Source organism: Burkholderia ubonensis (assembly GCF_001718695.1).
Classification (GTDB): domain Bacteria; phylum Pseudomonadota; class Gammaproteobacteria; order Burkholderiales; family Burkholderiaceae; genus Burkholderia; species Burkholderia ubonensis_B.
This window is the reverse complement of record NZ_CP013421.1, coordinates 486,352-503,747: the sequence shown is the minus strand read 5'-3', so window position 1 is coordinate 503,747 and position 17,396 is coordinate 486,352. Positions and strand designations below refer to the sequence as shown.

At 70.6% G+C, this 17,396-nt stretch carries 12 protein-coding genes and 2 pseudogenes; 4 read left to right on the top strand and 10 right to left on the bottom strand.

Annotated elements, in window-relative coordinates; translation table 11 throughout:
- The first annotated feature begins 177 nt into the window (after window positions 1-177).
- Complete coding sequence (locus WJ35_RS17130; RefSeq protein WP_069239566.1) at window positions 178-618, top strand: hypothetical protein; 441 nt, start codon at window positions 178-180, stop codon at window positions 616-618.
- A 44-nt stretch (window positions 619-662) separates the two neighbouring features.
- Here the strand turns inward: WJ35_RS17130 and WJ35_RS17125 are convergent, their stop codons facing one another.
- The 9 genes from WJ35_RS17125 to WJ35_RS17085 all read right to left on the bottom strand — a co-directional run bounded on the left by WJ35_RS17125 (window position 663) and on the right by WJ35_RS17085 (window position 11,935).
- The gene (locus WJ35_RS17125; protein ID WP_011880381.1) at window positions 663-2,165 is read right to left on the bottom strand and encodes an efflux transporter outer membrane subunit; all 1,503 of its coding nucleotides are present in this window, start codon (window positions 2,163-2,165) and stop codon (window positions 663-665) included.
- Entirely contained in the window at window positions 2,143-3,228 is a 1,086-nt protein-coding gene (locus tag WJ35_RS17120; RefSeq protein ID WP_011880380.1) for an HlyD family secretion protein, read from the bottom strand. Before WJ35_RS17120 ends, WJ35_RS17125 begins: the two co-directional genes overlap by 23 nt.
- Window positions 3,225-3,929 carry an ABC transporter ATP-binding protein gene (locus tag WJ35_RS17115; protein WP_172820474.1) on the bottom strand — a complete coding sequence of 235 codons (705 nt, stop codon included), beginning with the start codon at window positions 3,927-3,929 and terminating at the stop codon, window positions 3,225-3,227. Before WJ35_RS17115 ends, WJ35_RS17120 begins: the two co-directional genes overlap by 4 nt.
- Entirely contained in the window at window positions 3,926-5,062 is a 1,137-nt protein-coding gene (locus WJ35_RS17110; protein WP_011880378.1) for an ABC transporter permease, read from the bottom strand. Before WJ35_RS17110 ends, WJ35_RS17115 begins: the two co-directional genes overlap by 4 nt.
- 36 nt (window positions 5,063-5,098) lie before the next feature.
- Entirely contained in the window at window positions 5,099-5,278 is a 180-nt protein-coding gene (locus tag WJ35_RS17105) for a DUF2964 family protein (protein ID WP_069239565.1), read from the bottom strand.
- A gap of 150 nt (window positions 5,279-5,428) precedes the next feature.
- Window positions 5,429-6,553, bottom strand: a complete 1,125-nt coding sequence (locus WJ35_RS17100; RefSeq protein ID WP_069239564.1) for an ABC transporter permease — start codon at window positions 6,551-6,553, stop codon at window positions 5,429-5,431.
- Window positions 6,554-6,555: 2 nt separating this feature from the next.
- Window positions 6,556-9,372, bottom strand: a complete 2,817-nt coding sequence (gene rbbA / locus WJ35_RS17095; RefSeq protein ID WP_069239563.1) for a ribosome-associated ATPase/putative transporter RbbA — start codon at window positions 9,370-9,372, stop codon at window positions 6,556-6,558.
- Window positions 9,369-10,442: an HlyD family secretion protein gene (locus WJ35_RS17090; RefSeq protein WP_069239562.1), complete on the bottom strand. Its 1,074-nt coding sequence runs from the start codon at window positions 10,440-10,442 to the stop codon at window positions 9,369-9,371. The genes rbbA and WJ35_RS17090 overlap by 4 nt, the downstream gene beginning before the upstream one ends.
- A complete protein-coding gene (locus WJ35_RS17085) occupies window positions 10,439-11,935 on the bottom strand; it encodes an efflux transporter outer membrane subunit (RefSeq protein ID WP_069239561.1) in 1,497 nt (498 codons plus the stop codon). The genes WJ35_RS17090 and WJ35_RS17085 overlap by 4 nt, the downstream gene beginning before the upstream one ends.
- A 404-nt stretch (window positions 11,936-12,339) precedes the next feature.
- On the opposite strand from WJ35_RS17085, the gene WJ35_RS17080 reads away from it, so the two are divergent.
- The 3 genes and pseudogenes from WJ35_RS17080 (at window position 12,340) to ftsH (ending at window position 15,508) form a co-directional block, all read left to right on the top strand.
- Entirely contained in the window at window positions 12,340-12,987 is a 648-nt protein-coding gene (locus WJ35_RS17080) for a BON domain-containing protein (protein ID WP_069239560.1), read from the top strand.
- Window positions 12,988-13,058: 71 nt separating this feature from the next.
- Window positions 13,059-13,568 (top strand): BCAM0308 family protein, encoded by a 510-nt coding sequence (locus WJ35_RS17075; RefSeq protein WP_011880370.1) that lies wholly within the window; start codon window positions 13,059-13,061, stop codon window positions 13,566-13,568.
- A gap of 33 nt (window positions 13,569-13,601) precedes the next feature.
- Window positions 13,602-15,508, top strand: a pseudogene (gene ftsH, locus WJ35_RS17070) (ATP-dependent zinc metalloprotease FtsH).
- A gap of 88 nt (window positions 15,509-15,596) precedes the next feature.
- Here the strand turns inward: ftsH and WJ35_RS17065 are convergent.
- A pseudogene (locus WJ35_RS17065) lies at window positions 15,597-17,392 on the bottom strand (adenosylcobalamin-dependent ribonucleoside-diphosphate reductase).
- Window positions 17,393-17,396: the final 4 nt, after the last annotated feature.

Genomic DNA, 17,396 nt, shown 5'->3' with positions numbered 1-17,396 from the left:
GTACCGCCGGCGCCGCCCAATGAGGCTGCTCGCGCGGTTTGACTACGATCAATCGTCAGTCGCGTCGGCCCGCGCATGGCGGTCCGGCGCGCGGACGCGGTGTCATGATTCGATGATCCGCGCCTGCCGTGCGCGCGCTGCGCATCGGCATCGCGAGTCTCTCGGGATCGATCCATCATGACGCTGATCGCCAATCTGGACGGCGCCGCGCACCTGTACCGGTTGTGCTTCGTTCGTTCGCCATGGGCGTGGTTTACGTGCCTGCCGCTCAATCAGCAATGCGGCGAGAACTGGGCCGACGTGCCGTATCAGAACGCGGCGAAGCCGCCTTACAGCGATTCGCGCACGCAGGTGCTGAAGGTCGCGTTCGACGCGCCCGGGCTGTTGTCACCCGAAGCCGGCCGCCACGCCTGCGCGTGCAGCGTCGAGCAGATCAATCGCGGCGCGGCGCCGTGGCTGCGCAGCGAGGATTTCGTCGATGCGACCACGCTCACGGTACCGGCCGGCGCGACGCTCGCCGCATTCGTCGAAACGATCGACGCGGCCGGCGGCACCGTGTACGCGCCGCTCGGCTGGGCCGAACTGCCGCGCTGGGAACGGCCCGACATCATCGCCTGAGCGCATCGCACCGTCGAGCAGCCGGCCGGCCCGCGCCATGTCCGTCAACCAGCTTCGCCCCAGCCGCCGCCGAGCGCGACGTAGAACGCGACCGTATCCTGCAGGCGTTGCGCGAGCGCCTGAAGCCACGCGATGCGGGCCTGGTGATATTGCACGTCGGCGACCAGCAACGGCACGTAGCCGGTGATCCCCGCGTCGTAGCCGGCCTGCGCGAGCCGCAGCGCATCGCGGGCGGCGGCCATCGCGCGAGCCTGCGCATCGAGCGCCGCGGCGTCGTTCGCGAGCGCGCGCAGCGCGTCGGCCACCTGGGAGAACGCGGCCAGCACGACCTGCCGGTAGGACGCGTCGGCCTCGTCGTAGGCATCCTGGGCGGCGCGCCGCTGGTTCAGCAGCGTGCCGCCGTGAAACAGCGGTGCGGTGACGCCGGCGCCGACGCTCCAAGCACGGCCGGCCGGCGAGAACAGATTGGCCGCGACGCCGCTGTCGAAGCCGCCCGACGCGGACAGCGTCAGGTTCGGGTAGAGCGCGGCGGTGGCGACGCCCACCTGGGCGCTCGCCACGTGCAGTTCGGCTTCCGCCTGCTGAATGTCCGGACGGCGGCGCACCAGCGACGACGGCGCGGTATCGGGCAGGCTCGCCGGCAGTTCGATCGCGGCGAGCGACAGCTCCGGCGTCCGCCAGTCGGCCGGATATCGGCCGGCCAGCAGCGCCAGCAGATCGTCGGCTTGCGCGCGCTTCTGGTCGAGCGCCGGCAAGGTTGCCTGCAGCGTCGCCCGCTGCGACTCGAGCGTCAGCACCGCGACGTAGGCCGCCGCGCCGGCCGTCACCTGCGCGCGCGTCAGGCGAATCTGCTCGTCGACGAGACCGATCGTCTCGCGCGTGGCGGCGGCTTCGTCGCGATACGCGGCGCGCGCGATCATCGTGTTGACGACGTTGGCGCTCAGCATCAGATACGCGCCGGCCAGCGCGTGGCGCTGCGCGTCGACGCCGGCGGCCAGCGCCTCCACCTGGCGCCGTTCGCCGCCCCAAAGGTCGAGGGTGTAGCTGACGGTCGCCGACAGCGTAAACAGGTTGAAGATCGACGCCGGCAGCGCCGGGCCGCGCGACGGCGTCGCGCGCTCGCGCGCCGCGCCGGCCTGCGCGTCGATCTGCGGGAAGAACACGCCCTGGCCTGCGCGCAACGCGTGCTCGCTGCGCCGCAGCGTCGCTTCGGCGAGCGCGAGCGTCGGGCTGCCGGTCAGCGCGGCGTCGACGCTCGCGTCGATCGCGCGGCTGCCGAAGCGCGTCCACCAGTCGCGCGTGAGCGGCGCGTCGGGCGACAACGCTTGCGTGCGGCCGTCGCCGGTCCACGGGCCGGACGCCGCGTGCGGATCGTCGGGCGCGATGAAGCGCTCGACGCGCGGCGCGGGCGGTGGCACGAAGTTCGGCCCGACCGTGCAGCCGCCCGCGAGCAGCGCGGCGAGCAGCCCGGCGGCCAAGCGCGCAGCGGTTCGGCGCCGCGACGTACGGCCGCCGCACGCGCGGTCATTTGCCGGCGACGTACACATCGACGATCTGCCCGGGGAACAGCCGCACGTTGCGGTTCGGCACGATACGGAAAATCAGCGGCAGCACGCGCACGTCGACGCGCTCGGTGCGCTGGTCAGACAATTCGATCTTCGGCGTCACGTACGGCTGCACGCGCACGAACTGCAGATCGGCCTCGACCGACGTGCCGCGCACGAACATGTGCGCCTTCAGCGCATGCAGGTCGGGCAGTTGCGGGATCAGGATCTCGTCGATGTAGCAGCGCACCTGCAGCCGGTCGACCGGCGCGCCGAGCACCGCGACCGGCGCGCTGGCCCGCGTGTAGGTGTCGTAGATCCCCTGCGGGCTCAGGTACGAGCCGAGCGCCGCGTTCATCGCCAGCACGATGCCGTCCGCCGGCGCGCGCAGCGTGTAGCGGGCCAGCAGCGCGGCGGCCGCATCGGCCGCGCGCCGCAGCGCGACGACCTGCGCACGCTGGTTGCGCACGTCGTAGCTCCATGCGCCGGCCTTGGTCAGACGATACTGGCGCGTCACGACGTCCAGGTTGGCGGCCGCGACGCGCACCGCGTTCGCGGCCGTATCGAGCGCGTCGCGGCTCACTGCTTTCGGATCGATGTCGTACGCGCGCCGCTGCTTGTCGTACTGATCCTGCGCGAGCTTGAGGCTCGCCTGCGCGGCCCGGGTCTGCGCACCGGCCACGTCGAGCACCTCGCGGCGCGGCTGCGCGTTCAGCTCGTCGAGCAGCGCAGCCGCCGCATCGGCCTGCGCTGCGAGCTGCGCGGCGCTCGCGCGCTGCACGGCGTCGTCGATCGTCAGCAGCACGTCGCCGGCCTTCACCGGATCGCCGTCGTGCACGTAGATGCGCGTCACCGCTCCCGACACGTCCGGATAGACGTTCACGTTCGCGCCGGCCGGCTGCTCGCTTTCGACGATGCCGTTCGCATAGACGCCCCGCGCGTACGGATTGGCGGCCGGCTTGAACACCGGCGGCTGCGGCGGCTCCTGGCGGCCGTAGAGCCACGCGGCGACGACGCTCGCCAGGAAGCCGAGCACGGCCGCGACGAACACGAGCCGGCGCTTCATCGCACGCCTCCGCGCTCGATGCCGGTCAGCTTGCCGTCTTCCATGCGCAGGATGCGATCCGCGTATTCGAAGATCCGCGCGTCGTGCGTGACGATCACGATGCAGCGCGTGTCGTTCAGCACCTCGTGCTTGACGAACTCCATGATCATGCGGCCGGTGTCGCCGTCGAGCGACGCGGTCGGCTCGTCGAGGATCAGCAGGTCGGGCTGGCTGACGATCGCGCGCGCGATCGCCACGCGCTGCTGCTCGCCGCCGGACAGCTTGACGGGCGGCAGCTGCGCGCGATTGGCGAGGCCGACGACGCCCAGGTAGGTGTGCGCGGCCTGGATCGCGTCGTCCCACGGCTGGCGCTTCAGGATCAGCGGAATTGCGACGTTCTCGGCGGTCGTGAGCCGCGGGAACAGGTGGTAGTCCTGGAACACGAAGCCGATCCGGTTGAGCCGGAACTCGGCGATCGCGTCGTTCGGCTGCGCCCACAGGTCGACGCCGTCGATCGACACCGAGCCGCCGTCCGGCCGCAGGATGCCGGAGATTACGCTGAGCAGCGTGGTCTTGCCGCTGCCGGATGGTCCGACGATCAGCAGCATCTCACCGAAGTGCGCCTGCATCGACACGTCGCGCAGCGCTTGCGTGCGTGCTTCGCCTTCGCCGAACCATTTGTCGACGCCGCGCGCGTCGATCGCGATGCCGGCCATCGTCAGCCCCGGAAGATGTCGAAGGGCTCGATGCGCAGCACGCGCCGCACGCCGAGATAGCTCGAGATCGCCGCGATCACGACGACCATCCCGAACGCGAGCGACAGGTTGCCGTACGTGATGAGCGCCGCGTAGTCGGGGATGCGCAGCTTGGCGAGCGAGATCATCAGCACGCACAGCCCGACGCCGATGCCGTAGCCGGTCAGCGCGGTGAAGGTCGCCTGGAACAGGATCATCGCGACCAGCTCGCGGCTCTTCGCGCCGATCGCCTTCAGCGCGCCGAACTTGTCGAGGTTCTCGACGATGAACGCGTAGAAGGTCTGCCCGGAAATCGACAGGCCGATGATGAAGCTGATGATCGTCATCAGCATGATGTTGGTGCCGAGCCCGGTTTCGTACTTGTAGAAGCGCGAGATCTGCGCGATGAACTCGTCGCGCGTGTACGCGCGGTAGCCGAGCGACTTCACGACGGCCTGGATGTGCGCGATGTCCGCATCGGACTTCGGCTCGACGAGGATGTACGAGGTCGTGAAGCGCGGCGACGGGATGTAGCGGATCGCGCGTGCGTAGGTGGTGTAGAGCGTCGGCGTGCCGAACAGGCCGCTCGCGGCGACCTTCGCGATGCCGACGATCACGCCGCGATGATCGTTCAGCTCGAAATCGGTGCCGATGGTCGGGTTCTCCAGCTTCGCGAACTCCGGGTCCTGAATCGCGATGAAGCCGTTTTCCGCGTAGATGTCTTCGATGCGGCCCTGGAGCATCGTGGGCCGGCCGAGCAGGCTCGCGTCGTCGAGGCCGACCACCGTGACCGCCTGATACGCGCCCGAGCGCAGCTTCACCAGCGCGCCGCCGGAGTAGAGCGGAACCGCGTACTTGACGCCGTCGATGCTGCGCACGGCGTCGAGCACGTAGCCGGGCATGCCGATGCTGTTCGCGATCGTCTTGACGGCCGGGTCCATCACCCAGACCTTCGCGCCGATGTTGATCACCGACGCCGACGACTTGTTGAGAATGCCGGCGAACAGCGACGTCATCTCGATCATCAGCAGCACCGAGAACGTGATGCCGACGATCAGCGCGGTGAACTTCGCGCCGTCGTTGACGAGCAGCTTGAAGGCGAGGCGCAGGATGCCGTTCATGGTGCCGGTGCGAAGCGCGCAGCCGTCCGGCTAGCGCTAGCTCGACGCCGGGTTCAGCTGGGCGACGAAGCCGACGATGCCCGACACCAGCGCGACGATCGCATACGGCGCGACCTGCTCGTCGATCAGCATCGCGTGGACGACGCCGAGCAGCGATGCGAGCGCGATGAACACGCAGGACGTCGCCAGCGTGCTTCGATATTGCAGTCGAATCATGACGTTCTCCGGTTGAGCGGCGGCCGATGGCACGGCGGGGCCGCAGGCGATGGCGCCGCTGGTTGCGGCACATGGCGTCATGATCGCGTGCGGCGTCGCGTCGCAGTTGATCTGTGTCAACGGACCCGGGGGCGCCGCGCGCCGGACCCCTCAGGCCATCTGGCCGATCGTCTTGCGAAAGCGCGTCAGCGACAGCAGGAACAGTGCGCAGCCGATCGCGAACAGCGCGGCAAACTGCATCCACACCGCGTCGAGGCCCGCGCCGCGATAGAGGATGCGCTGCGCAAGCTCGACGAAATGGGTCGTCGGCGCGGCGAACATCACGTCCTGCACCGCCTGCGGCATGCTCTCGCGCGGCGTGAGCCCGCCGGACAGCAACTGCAGCGGCAGCAGCACCAGCACGAGCAGCATCCCGAACTGCGGCATGCTGCGCACGAGCGTCGCGAGGAAGATCCCCATCGACGTCGTCGCGAACAGGTGCAGCGCCATGCCGGCGACGAACAGCCCGAGCGAGCCCGCGATCGGCACCTGCAGCGCGCCGCGCACGACGAACACGAGCGAGGCCAGCGCCGCCACCGTCACGACGAGCCCCATCGACCAGACTTTCGCGAGCATGATCTCGGCGGGGGTGACGGGCATCACGAGCAGGTGCTCGATCGTCCCGTGCTCGCGCTCGCGGATCAGCGCCGCGCCCGTGAGGATCATCGACAGCATCGTGACGTTGTTGATGACTTCCATCAGCGCGCCGAACCACACCTCGTCGAGATTCGGGTTGAAGCGCATGTGCACCGCGAGATCGACCGGCAGGTCGGGGCCGCCGCGATAGCGGCGCACGAACGCGTCGATCTCGCCCGACACGATCTGCTGCACGTAGCCGCTGCCGGTGAACGCCTGGCTCATCCGCGTCGCGTCGACGTCGAGGCGGATCGTCGCCGGGCGTCCGGCCAGCACGTCGCGCTGGAAGTTCGGCGGGATGTCGAGCGCGAACGTGTAGTCGCCGTCGTCGAGGCCGCGATCGACCGACGCGGCGCCGACCATCGCGGGCAGCGTGAACTGCGGCGGAAAGAACGCGGACGCGATGCGCGCCGACAGCGGCGACGCGTCCTCGTCGACGATCGCGATGGGCGCCTTGTGCAGGGTGTCGGGCCGCGCGGTGGCGGCCGCGTAGATCGACGCGCTGAACGTGTAGACGATCAGCACGAGCATGATCGGGTCGCGCGCGAGGCTCCACAGTTCCTTGACGCCGAGCCGGTAGATCGTGAGCAGACGCTGCATGGTCAGGTTTCCTGCTTGCGGAGCAGCGCGACGGTGGCGGCCAGCAGGACCGGCACCGACGCGAGCATCGGCCAGAACTGCGGCCACAGGTCGGCGAGGCCGAGCGCCTTGTTGTACACGCCGCGGCTGATCGCGAGCATGTAGGTGGCCGGATAGAGCGTGCCGATCCACTTGCCGGCGCCTTCGAGCGACGACAGCGGCGTGAGCAGCCCGGAGAACTGCACGACCGGGATCAGCGTGCCGATGATCGTCATGAAGATCGCCGCGATCTGGCTGCGCGTGAACGTGGACGCGAGCAGCCCGACGCCGGTCGCCACCACGTTGAAGATCAGCACGGCGAGCAGCAGCGTCGCGAAGCTGCCCTTGATCCGCACGCCGAACGCGAGATCGGCGAGCACCACCATCAGCAGGAAGTTCAGCATCGCGAGCACGATGTACGGCGCCTGCTTGCCGATCAGGAATTCGGTGCGCGTGACGGGCGTCACGTACAGGTTGACGATCGAGCCGAGCTCGCGCTCGCGCACGACGGCGAGCGCGGTCAGCATCGCCGGCAGCATCAGCAGCAGCATCGGCATGATGGCCGGGATCATCGCGGGCAGGCTCTTCACGTCGGGGTTGTAGCGATAGCGCACCGCGATCTCGACCGCCGGCGCGAGCGACACGCCGAGCCGGCGTTTCGCCTCGTCGCGCAGCCAGTTCTCGTGCATGCCCGCCACGTAGCCGCGGATCGTCTCCGCGCGCAGCGGCATCGCGCCGTCGATCCACATGCCGATCTGCACGCGCCGGCCGCGCGCGACGTCCCGCGCGAAATCCGGCGGAATCTCGATCGCGAGCGACAGCTGCCCGCTGCGCATGCGCCGGTCGAGGTCGTCGTAGCCCGTCAGCGCGTCGCGCTGCACGAAGTAGCGCGAACCGGCGATGTTCTGCGTGTAGCCCTGGCTCAGCATCGTCTGGTCGCGATCCAGCACCGCGAACGTGAGGTTGTCGACGTCGAGGCTGATGCCGATGCTGATCACGCACATCAGCACCAGCGAGCCGAGCAGCGCGAGCGTCGCGCGCACCGGGTCGCGGCGCAGCTCCAGCACTTCGCGCCACGTATAGCTGCCGGCGCGCGCGAGGCTGAAGCGCGGCGCGGGCCGGGCGGCGGCGGTGGACGGCGGCGCGCCGGCATCCCCGCCGGCATCCCATGAAGCATCGTCCGGCGCGGCCTGCGGCGCGTCGCCCGCGCGCTGCGCGTCGACGAGGTAGCCGATGAACGCTTCCTCCAGCGTGGCCGCGCCGCGCTGCCGCACCAGCTCGGCGGGCGCATCGCTCGCGAGCACGCGGCCCGCATGCATCAGCGAAATGCGGTCGCAGCGCTCGGCCTCGTTCATGAAGTGCGTCGAGATGAAGATCGTCACGCGGTCGCGCCGCGCCAGCTCGATCATCAACTGCCAGAAACTGTCGCGCGCCACCGGATCGACGCCGGAAGTGGGCTCGTCGAGAATCAGCAGCTCCGGCTTGTGCACCATCGCGACCGCCAGCGACAGCCGCTGCCGCATGCCGAGCGGCAGGCGCTCGGGCAGCGCGTCGAGCGCGTCGGCCAGGCCGAAGCGCGCGGTCATCTCGGCCACGCGCGCGGCGACGTCCGCCTCCTGCACGCCGAACAGGCGTGCATGCAGCACGAGGTTCTGCCGCACGGTCAGCTCGCCGTACAGCGAGAAGCCCTGCGACATGTAGCCGACCCGGCGGCGCGTGTTGATGTCGCCGGCCGCGACGGGCCGGCCGAACAGCTTCGCGTCGCCCTCGGTCGCGGGCAGCAGGCCGGTCAGCATCTTCATCGTCGTCGACTTGCCGCAGCCGTTCGAGCCGAGAAAGCCGAAGATCTCCCCGCGCCGGATCCGGAAGCTCACGTGATCGACCGCGACGAAATCGCCGAACCGCATCGTCAGGTCGCGCGCCTCGATCGCGTAGCCGGCGGCGTCGTCGGCCTGCAGCGGCGTCACCCGCACCGGCACGTAGCCGCGCCGCTTCTCGTCCGGCAGCAGCGCGATGAACGCCGATTCGAGCCGGTCGCAGCCGGTGCGCGCGAGCAGCTCGTCAGGCGTGCCGGTGGCCAGCACGCGGCCGGCGTCCATCGCGATCAGCCAGTCGAAGCGCTGCGCCTCGTCCATGTAAGCGGTCGCGACCACCACGCTCATCGCCGGGCGCGCCGCGCGGATCCGGCCGATCAGCTCCCAGAACTGCGCGCGGGCGAGCGGGTCGACGCCGGTCGTCGGCTCGTCGAGGATCAGCAGGTCGGGATCGTGGATCAGCGCGCAGCACAGGCCGAGCTTCTGCTTCATGCCGCCCGACAGCTTGCCTGCCGGGCGGTCGAGGAACGGATCGAGGCCGGTGCTGCGCGTCAGGCTGTCGATCCGGCGCCGCCGCTCGGCCGCGTCGTGGCCGAACAGCCGCGCGAAAAACTGCAGGTTTTCCTCGACCGACAGCGTCGCATACAGGTTCTTGCCGAGGCCCTGCGGCATGTACGCGATCCGGCCGCACACGCGATCGCGGTGCGCGGCCGACGCCATGTCGCCGCCGAGCACGCTCACCTGGCCTTGCTGGATCGCCCGCGCGCCCGACGCGAGCGCGAGCAGGCTCGACTTGCCGACGCCGTCCGGGCCGATCAGCCCGATCATGCGTCCGGCGGGCACCGCGAGCGTCACGCCGTCGAGCGCCGCCTTGCCGCCGTAGCGCAGCGACACGCCCGACAGCCGGGCGACCGGCGCCGGGCCGGCCGCGCCCGGCGCGCCGTCGGTCGCGCGGCTGTCGGTATCTGCGCGCGTCGTCGTGTTCACTGCGGCACCTTGATCGCGAGGCGCTCGGGCCACGCCGCGTGCGAATCGGTCTTCAGCCACGCGACACCCGGCAGCCCGGTCTTGACGAGCCGGAGATGGCGCAGCAGCAGGTCGCGGTCGATGCGCGCCTTCACGCGGAACATCAGCTTCTGCCGTTCGTTGGCCGTCTCGACCGTCTTCGGCGTGAACTGCGCGGTGCTCGACACGAACGACACCCGCGCGGGGATCACGTACTGCGGCGCGGCGTCGAGCACGATCCGCACGTCGGCGCCGAGCGGCACCTTGCCGACCACGGTCTCCGGCAGGAAGAACGTCATGTACACGTCGGACAGGTCGACGACGTTGAGCACCTTGCCGCCGGCAGGCAGCACTTCGCCGGCCTCGGCCACCCGATACTGCACGCGGCCGTCGCGCGGCGAGGTCAGCTCGCTGTCAGAGAGGTCGGCCTGCACCCGCGCGACGGTCGCCTGCGCGGCCGCGACGGCGGAGTGCGCGGCGACGAGCTGCGCCTTCGTCGCATCGATCGCGGCCTGCGCCGCATCGACCTGCGCGCGGGCGGCCCGCACGGTCGCCTCCATGCTGCGCGCGCGGGCGCGATCGTCATCGAGCTCCTGCATCGACGACGCGCCTTCGCGCGACAGTGTTTCGGAGCGCGCGAGCCGGCGCCGGGCGGCGTCCAGCTCGCTTTCGCGCTGCACGACGGCCGCCTCGGCTGCCGCCTTGTCGCTGCGGCGCTGCGCGACCTGCGCGTCGACGCTCGCGGCCGTGTTCAACGCCTGCTGCTCCTTCGCGCGCGCCTCGTCGAGCTGCGCGTGCAGCACGAGCACGTCCATGCTGGCGAGCGGCTGGCCGGCCTTCACGAAATCGCCTTCGTCGACGAGCATCGCGCCGACGCGCCCCGGCAGCTTGGTCGCGACGTCGATCTCGGTCGCCTCGATGCGGCCGTTGCCGCTCACGAGCCCCGCGTCGGCCCGGCCGTCGCGCCAGCGCGACCAGCCGTAATAGGCGACGCAGACGGCGAGCACGGCCGCACCGGCACCGATCAGAAGAGGGCGCGGGATGGTTTTCATTGTCTGTTTTCCGAGTCAGTCGAATGGATAGGCTGCTGCGCCGTCGGCGGCACGCGCGGATCGTCGGGGCCGCCGCCGAGCGCGCCGTACAGCGCGACGCGGCTCGACAGCAGCGCGCGGCGCGTCTGCACGAGCTGCTGCTCGGCATTCAGCAGGTCGCGCTGCGCGTCGAGCACTTCGAGAAAGCGCACCGCGCCGCTGTCGTAGCGCAGCTTCGCGAGCCGCGCGCGCTCCGTCTGCGACGCGAGCGTCGCGCGTTCGACGCGCAGCTGCTCGGCCAGCCAGTCGCACGCCGCGAGCGCGTCGGACACGTCGCGGAACGCGCTTTGCACGGTTTTCTCGTATTGCGCGACGGCCTCGTCGCGCTGTGCGTTCGCGAGTGCGAGGTTCGAACGGTTGCGGCCGCCGTCGATGAGCGGCAGCGTGGCGCTGGGGATCAGCGACCACACGCCCGTTCCCGACGTCAGCAGGTCGTGCAGCGCCGAGCTGCCCGAGCCGATCGCGCTCGTGAGCGCGATGCGCGGGAAGAACGCCGCGCGCGCCGCGCCGATGTTCGCGTGCGCCGCGCGCAACTGGTGCTCGGCCGCGATCACGTCGGGACGGTTTTCGAGCAGCGCGGACGGCAGCCCGGGCGCGAGCGCCGGCATCACGGCCTGGTCGTCGAGCGTGAGCGGCGTGGCGGGCAGCTCGGGCGACGCGCCGACCAGCAGCGCGAGCGCATCGGCCGCCGTGGCGCGCGCCTGCTGCAACTGGACGCCGAGCGATTCGGCCTGCTGCAGCAGGATTTCCGATTGCGTCAGGTCCAGCCGCGAGATCGCGCCGGCCGCGTAACGCAGCCGGAAAATCCGCAGCGACTCGCGCCGGCTGTCGATCGTCGCGCGGGTCAGCACGATCCGCTCGTCGATCTCGCACAGCGTCAGATACGCGTTCGCGACGCCGGTGACGACGCTCAGCGTGGTCGCCTGGCGGGCCGCATCGCTCGCCAGATACCGTTCGCGCGCCGCGTCCTTCAGGTTGCGCACACGGCCCCAGAAGTCGATCTCCCATTGCGTTTCCGCGAGCTGCACGTCGTAGAGCCGGCCGATGAACGGCGACGGCGCGAGCAGGCCGCCGGGCGTGCGAAAGCGCGCGTACGCGGCGCCGGCGTTGATCGACGGCCATTGATCCGCGCGCCGGATGCCATGGACGGCGCGCGCTTCCTCGACCCGCGCGACGGCTGCGCGCAGGTCGCGGTTGTTCGCGAGCGCCTGCTCGATCAGCGCCTGAAGGCGCGTGTCGACGAAGTAGGCTTGCCAGTCGGGCGCCTGCGCGGCGGGCGCCGCGGCGGCCGACGGATCGGGGAAGGCGGCGGGAATCGGTGCGGGCGGGCGCGTGTCGGCAGGCGCGAGCGACAGGCAGCCCGACAGCAGTCCCAGGCCCGCCAACAGCACGGCGACACGCATGCGCCGCACGACGGTCGGGTGAAACGGAGCGGCAAGCGCGGCAGCGCGCATGGAAGGCCTCGACGAATGCAGGAATACGGGATGGCGGCGCCCTCGGGCGTCGCCGCTTCGGCCTCGTTTATATCCGACGATTACCGGGTTTCCCCTTGATCTGGGTCACTCGGGCCGGATTGCGTGTCGAGCGGCCCCTCGATTGACGCGCGCACCGAGACGTGGCCGCGATGCGGGCGCGTCGACGCGGCCGGCTGTGCCGCCGCGGCGTCGTCCTTTTTGGCCGAGCGGGGCGATCGAAGCAGCGCGGGGCGGACGGCGGCGCACCGACGCGCGGCCGCCGCGAGCCGGCCGTTGCTTGATCCTCGTCAAGCCGTCGCGGCCGCCGTGCGCGATGCTGATCGCGATGGTGCACGGATCCGGTCGCAAACGTCGCGGCCGGCATGCGCCGACGGGAGACCGGCATGAAGTCCGACGCCGTACTGAAGCAGGATGTCGAGCAGGCGCTGTTCTGGGACCCGGCGCTCGACGCGCGCCGGATCGACGTCGACGTCCGTGATCGCGTCGTCACGCTGCGCGGCACGGTCGCGAGCTGGGCGCAGAAGCTGGAAGCGCAGAAAACCGCTTTGCATGTCGCCGATGCGCGCGCGCTGGTGCTCGAACTGAGCGTCACGCCGCCGGCAAGCGCATGCGCCGACCACGAGCTGGCGATCGCGATCACGTTCGCGCTCGGCTGGCAGGAGGCGCTGCGCGATCACAAGATCGCGGTCGAGGTCGACCACGGCTGCGTTACCCTCGACGGCGAAGTCGACCATGCGTATCAGAGCCGCGCGGCGGAAACGATCGTGAGCCGGATGGCCGGCGTCGTCGGCGTCGCGAACCGCATCCAGGTGCGCGCCGCGCACACGGCGTCGGACGTCGGCGCGCAGATCGCCGCCGCGTTCGCGCGCCGCGCGCAGCGCGAATCCGCCGCGATCTCGGTCGACGCGGTCGACGGCGTCGTCACGCTGTCGGGCACCGTCGATTCGCTGGCCGACAGGCGCGCCGCGTGCGGCGCGGCTGGCGCAGTGCGCGGCGTACGGCAGGTCGTGGACCGGCTGACCGTCGCCTGAGCGTTGCATGACCGGTGCGCGAGCGTCGCACGACCGTCGCGCTGGTGTTGTCCACTGTCAGGAGAAATGCGATGAACCGTTCGAATGGCGGCTCCGGCCGCAACCCTCTGCGCCGCGACAAGCGGATGCAACCGCATACGAAGGACAGCTATCGCGAGCCGAAGCGGCCCAAAGGCGACCGGATCTGCGAGGGCTGCGGCGCGGTCTGCGACGCGGGCCGCTGGACCTGGTACGCGACGCCGCGCGATCGGCGCCAGCTCGAATGCCCGGCCTGCAAGCGCATGCGCGAAAACGTGCCGGCCGGCGAGCTGGTGCTGCACGGCGCGTATCTGCACGCGCATCGCGGGATGATCCTCGAGCTGCTGCAGCGTCAGGCCGACATGGAGACGAGCGAGCACGCGCTCGAGCGCATCATGGAGATCGAGCGATCCGCCGATTCGGTCACTGTGCGCACGACCGGCGCACACATGGTCAGGCGCCTGGCCGACGCGCTGCTGCATGCGCATCACGGCAGTCTCGCGATCAACTATCGCGACGGCGAAGACATGCTGCGTGCGCACTGGACGCGCGACGATGCGTGAACCGGTGCTGGGCCGCCCGGCAGGGTCTAGCCGATGAAAAAAACCTTCGACTACTCCGGCCTGCTGATTCCGATCGCGTTCGCGGTACTGATCGCGGTTCAACTGTTCGGGCGTCAGCCGGCGGCGACCGCGATCTCCTACAGCGATTTCCACCACCTCGTGGAAGCGCGGCTCGTCGACGATCTCGAGATCGGCCAGGCGTCGATCTCGGGCACGCTGAACATGCCCGAGGCCGGCGCGGCGCTGCCGGCTTCCGAGACGTCCGACGTGAAGGAGGCCGGCGCGCCGTGGCGCTTCACCACGAACCGCGTGAGCGACGACAATCTGGTTGCGGCGCTGACCGCGGCCGGGATTCGCTACCGCGGCGCGGCCGATACTGGCTGGATCGGCACGCTCGCGACCTGGATCTTTCCGTTGATCGGCTTCGTCGTGATCTGGACGTTCATGACGCGCCGGCCGGGCGGGATGCGCGACCTGAGCGGCATGGGCAAGAGCCAGGCGCGCGTGTACGTGCAGCAGGCGACCGGCATCACGTTCGACGACATCGCGGGCATCGACGAGGCGAAGGCCGAGCTGCAGCAGCTCGTCGCGTTCCTGCGCAACCCGGAGCGCTACCAGCGGCTCGGCGGCAAGATCCCGAAGGGCGTGCTGATCGTCGGCGCGCCGGGCACCGGCAAGACGCTGCTCGCGCGCGCGGTCGCCGGCGAGGCGGCGGTGCCGTTCTTCTCGATCAGCGGCTCGGCGTTCGTCGAGATGTTCGTCGGCGTCGGCGCGGCGCGCGTGCGCGACCTGTTCGAGCAGGCGCAGCAGAAGGCGCCGTGCATCGTGTTCGTCGACGAGCTCGACGCGCTCGGCAAGGTGCGCGGCGTCGGCATGATGTCCGGCAACGACGAGCGCGAACAGACGCTGAACCAGCTGCTCGTCGAGATGGACGGCTTCCAGGCCAATTCCGGCGTGATCATCATGGCCGCGACCAACCGGCCCGAAATCCTCGATCCCGCCTTGCTGCGCCCTGGCCGCTTCGATCGGCACATCGCGATCGACCGGCCCGATCTCAACGGCCGCAGGCAGATCCTCGGCGTGCACGTGAAGCGCGTGAAGCTCGCGGCCGGCGTCGATCTCGCCGAGCTGGCGTCGCGCACGCCGGGCTTCGTCGGCGCGGATCTCGCGAACGTGGTCAACGAGGCCGCGCTGCACGCGGCGGAGCACGGCAAGCCCGCGATCGAAATGATCGATTTCGACGAGGCGATCGATCGCGCGATGACCGGCATGGAGCGCAAGAGCCGCGTGATGAACGAGCAGGAGAAGGTGACGATCGCTTATCACGAGGCCGGGCATGCGCTCGTCGCGCAATGCCGCACGCATTGCGACCCGGTGAAGAAAGTGTCGATCATTCCGCGCGGCGTCGCGGCGCTCGGCTATACGCAGCAGGTGCCGACCGAGGACCGCTACGTGTTGCGCAAGAGCGAGCTGCTCGACCGGCTCGACGCGCTGCTCGGCGGGCGGGTTGCCGAGGAGCTGGTGTTCGGCGACGTGTCGACGGGCGCGCAGAACGATCTCGAACGCGCGACCGCGATGGTGCGCCACATGGTCATGCAATACGGGATGAGCGAGAGCATCGGCCTCGCGACGTTCGACGACGGCGCGCCGCGCGCGGGCTTGCCCGGCGCGTGGAACGCCGCGAAGGGCGCTGCAGCGAGCACACCGCGCAGCTGATCGACGACGAAGTGCGCGCGCTGCTCGCCGACGCGCACGCGCGGGTCGCCGCGACGCTCGCCGGGCATCGCGACGCGCTCGAACGGATCGCGCGGCGGCTGCTGCAGCGCGAGGCGATCGATCACGACACGCTGGTGGCGCTGATCGCGACGCCGGTCGACGCCGGCCCGACGTCGGGCGCCGCATCGACCGATACTGAAAGCGTCAGCGGCACGTCCGCCTGACGGCCGGAGCGCGGCGGGGCGGCGTTCATCGCTATCGCGTCGCATGTGGACCGCGGGCTGTCGTCCGCCGGCTGTCGCGCGGTTCGGTTCAACAACCGATGCAGACCGGCCCGTCGCGGCGCGCTTGCGTCGCGTCGTCCATGACGACCGCCGCGAGCCGCGGGTCGGGCCGGAACACCGTGATGCCTTTCAGACCGTCGCGCCACGCCTGCACGAACAGCGCGTCGACCTGCGCGAGCGAACACCGGTCGGGCAGCGTCACCGTCTTCGAGATGCCGGCGTCGACGCAGGGCTGCAGCGCCGCGAGCATCGCGACGTGATCGGCCGGCGCGACTTGCGCCGCCGTCACGAAGTAGTCGGGCAGCCGTTCGTGCTCGCCATGCAGCGCGCGAAACAGCCGGTAAGCGTGATTCTGCGCATGAAACTGGCGGACCCGACCGTCGGCCGTATGCACCATCCTGCGCTGGGTCCAGCCGACGGCCGGCTCGATGCCGTTCGAGCAGTTGTCGCAGAACGCGAGGCTCACGCTGCCGGCGGGCGCGAACGACAGCAGATGGCTGTTGCGCAGCCCGTGCCGCGCGATCGCGTGGTGCACGGCCAGCGGCAGCGGCGCGCGGTGTGCCGGCCCATCGAGATAGTCGGCCGGGTCGTAGGCCGGAAACGCGCCGCGCTCGGCGGCGAGGGCCGCCGACGCGGCAAACGCATGTTCGCGCATCGACAGCACGATCGAGCGCGCGAAGGCGCGGGCGTCGGCGCTGTCGTAACGCAGCCGCAGCATCGTCAGCGCGTCGGCCAGCCCGGTTACGCCGACGCCGATGCGGCGCGTGCGCCGCGCCTCGCGCTGGTGCGCGGCGAGCGGCCACGTCGTCAGGTCGAGCACGTTGTCGAGCAGGCGCACCTGCACGCGCACGAGTTCCGCGAGCAGCGCGAAATCGAAGCGCGGCGCGCCGTCGATGCCGAACGGATGCCGCACGAGCCGTGACAGATCGATCGGCCCGAGCACGCAGCTGCCGTATGCGGGCAGCGGCTGCTCGCCGCACGGGTTCGTCGCGTCGATCCGTTCGTGCTCGCGCAGCGGATTCGCGTCGCGGATCGTATCGAGAAACAGCAGCCCGGGTTCGGAACTGTCGCGCGCCGCGTTGACGATCGCCTGCCACAGCGTGCGCGCCGCGACCGTCGTGTAAACATGATTTCCGTCCGGCTGGCGTGGCGCCGCGACGGACGCTCGGTGCGGCGGCGCACGATGGACGAGCGCCCACGGCCGGTCGTGCACGACGGCTTCCATGAACGCGTCCGTCACGCCGACCGACAGGTTGAACGTCGGCCAGCGCCGCCGGCCGTGTTTGGCCGTGACGAACGCGAGCAGGTCCGGATGATCGCAGCGCAGGACGGCCATCTGCGCGCCGCGGCGCGGGCCGGTGAACGGCAGCGCGCGGCACATCGCGTCGAAGCGGTCGATCGCCGCGCACGCGCCGGCGTCTCGGCGCCGCGCCGCTCGTAGGCCGTGGCCGGCGGCACCGGCGAGAAGTCGTAGCCGATGCCGCCGCCCATCAGCAGCGTGATCCGCGCCTCGTCGAGCGCTTGCGCGAGCGCTGCGTCGACCGCGTGCACGGCCGCTTCGCCGGGCATGGCGAGCGGGTGCACGAAGCAGTTGACCATCGTGCAGTCGGTCCCGGCGCCCGCATTGGCGAGGATGCGCCCGGCGCCGATCGCGCCGCGCTGCAGGTTCTGGAAGAACGCACGCTCGCACTGCGCGCGCAGCTCGGGCGGCTCGGCGAGCGACAGCGCGCGCGCGACGCGCTGGAATACGGCCGCACGCGACGTCTCGCCGGGCCGCGCATAGCGGTCGGCGAACACGGTGCTGCACAGCGGCTGCTCATCCATGGAG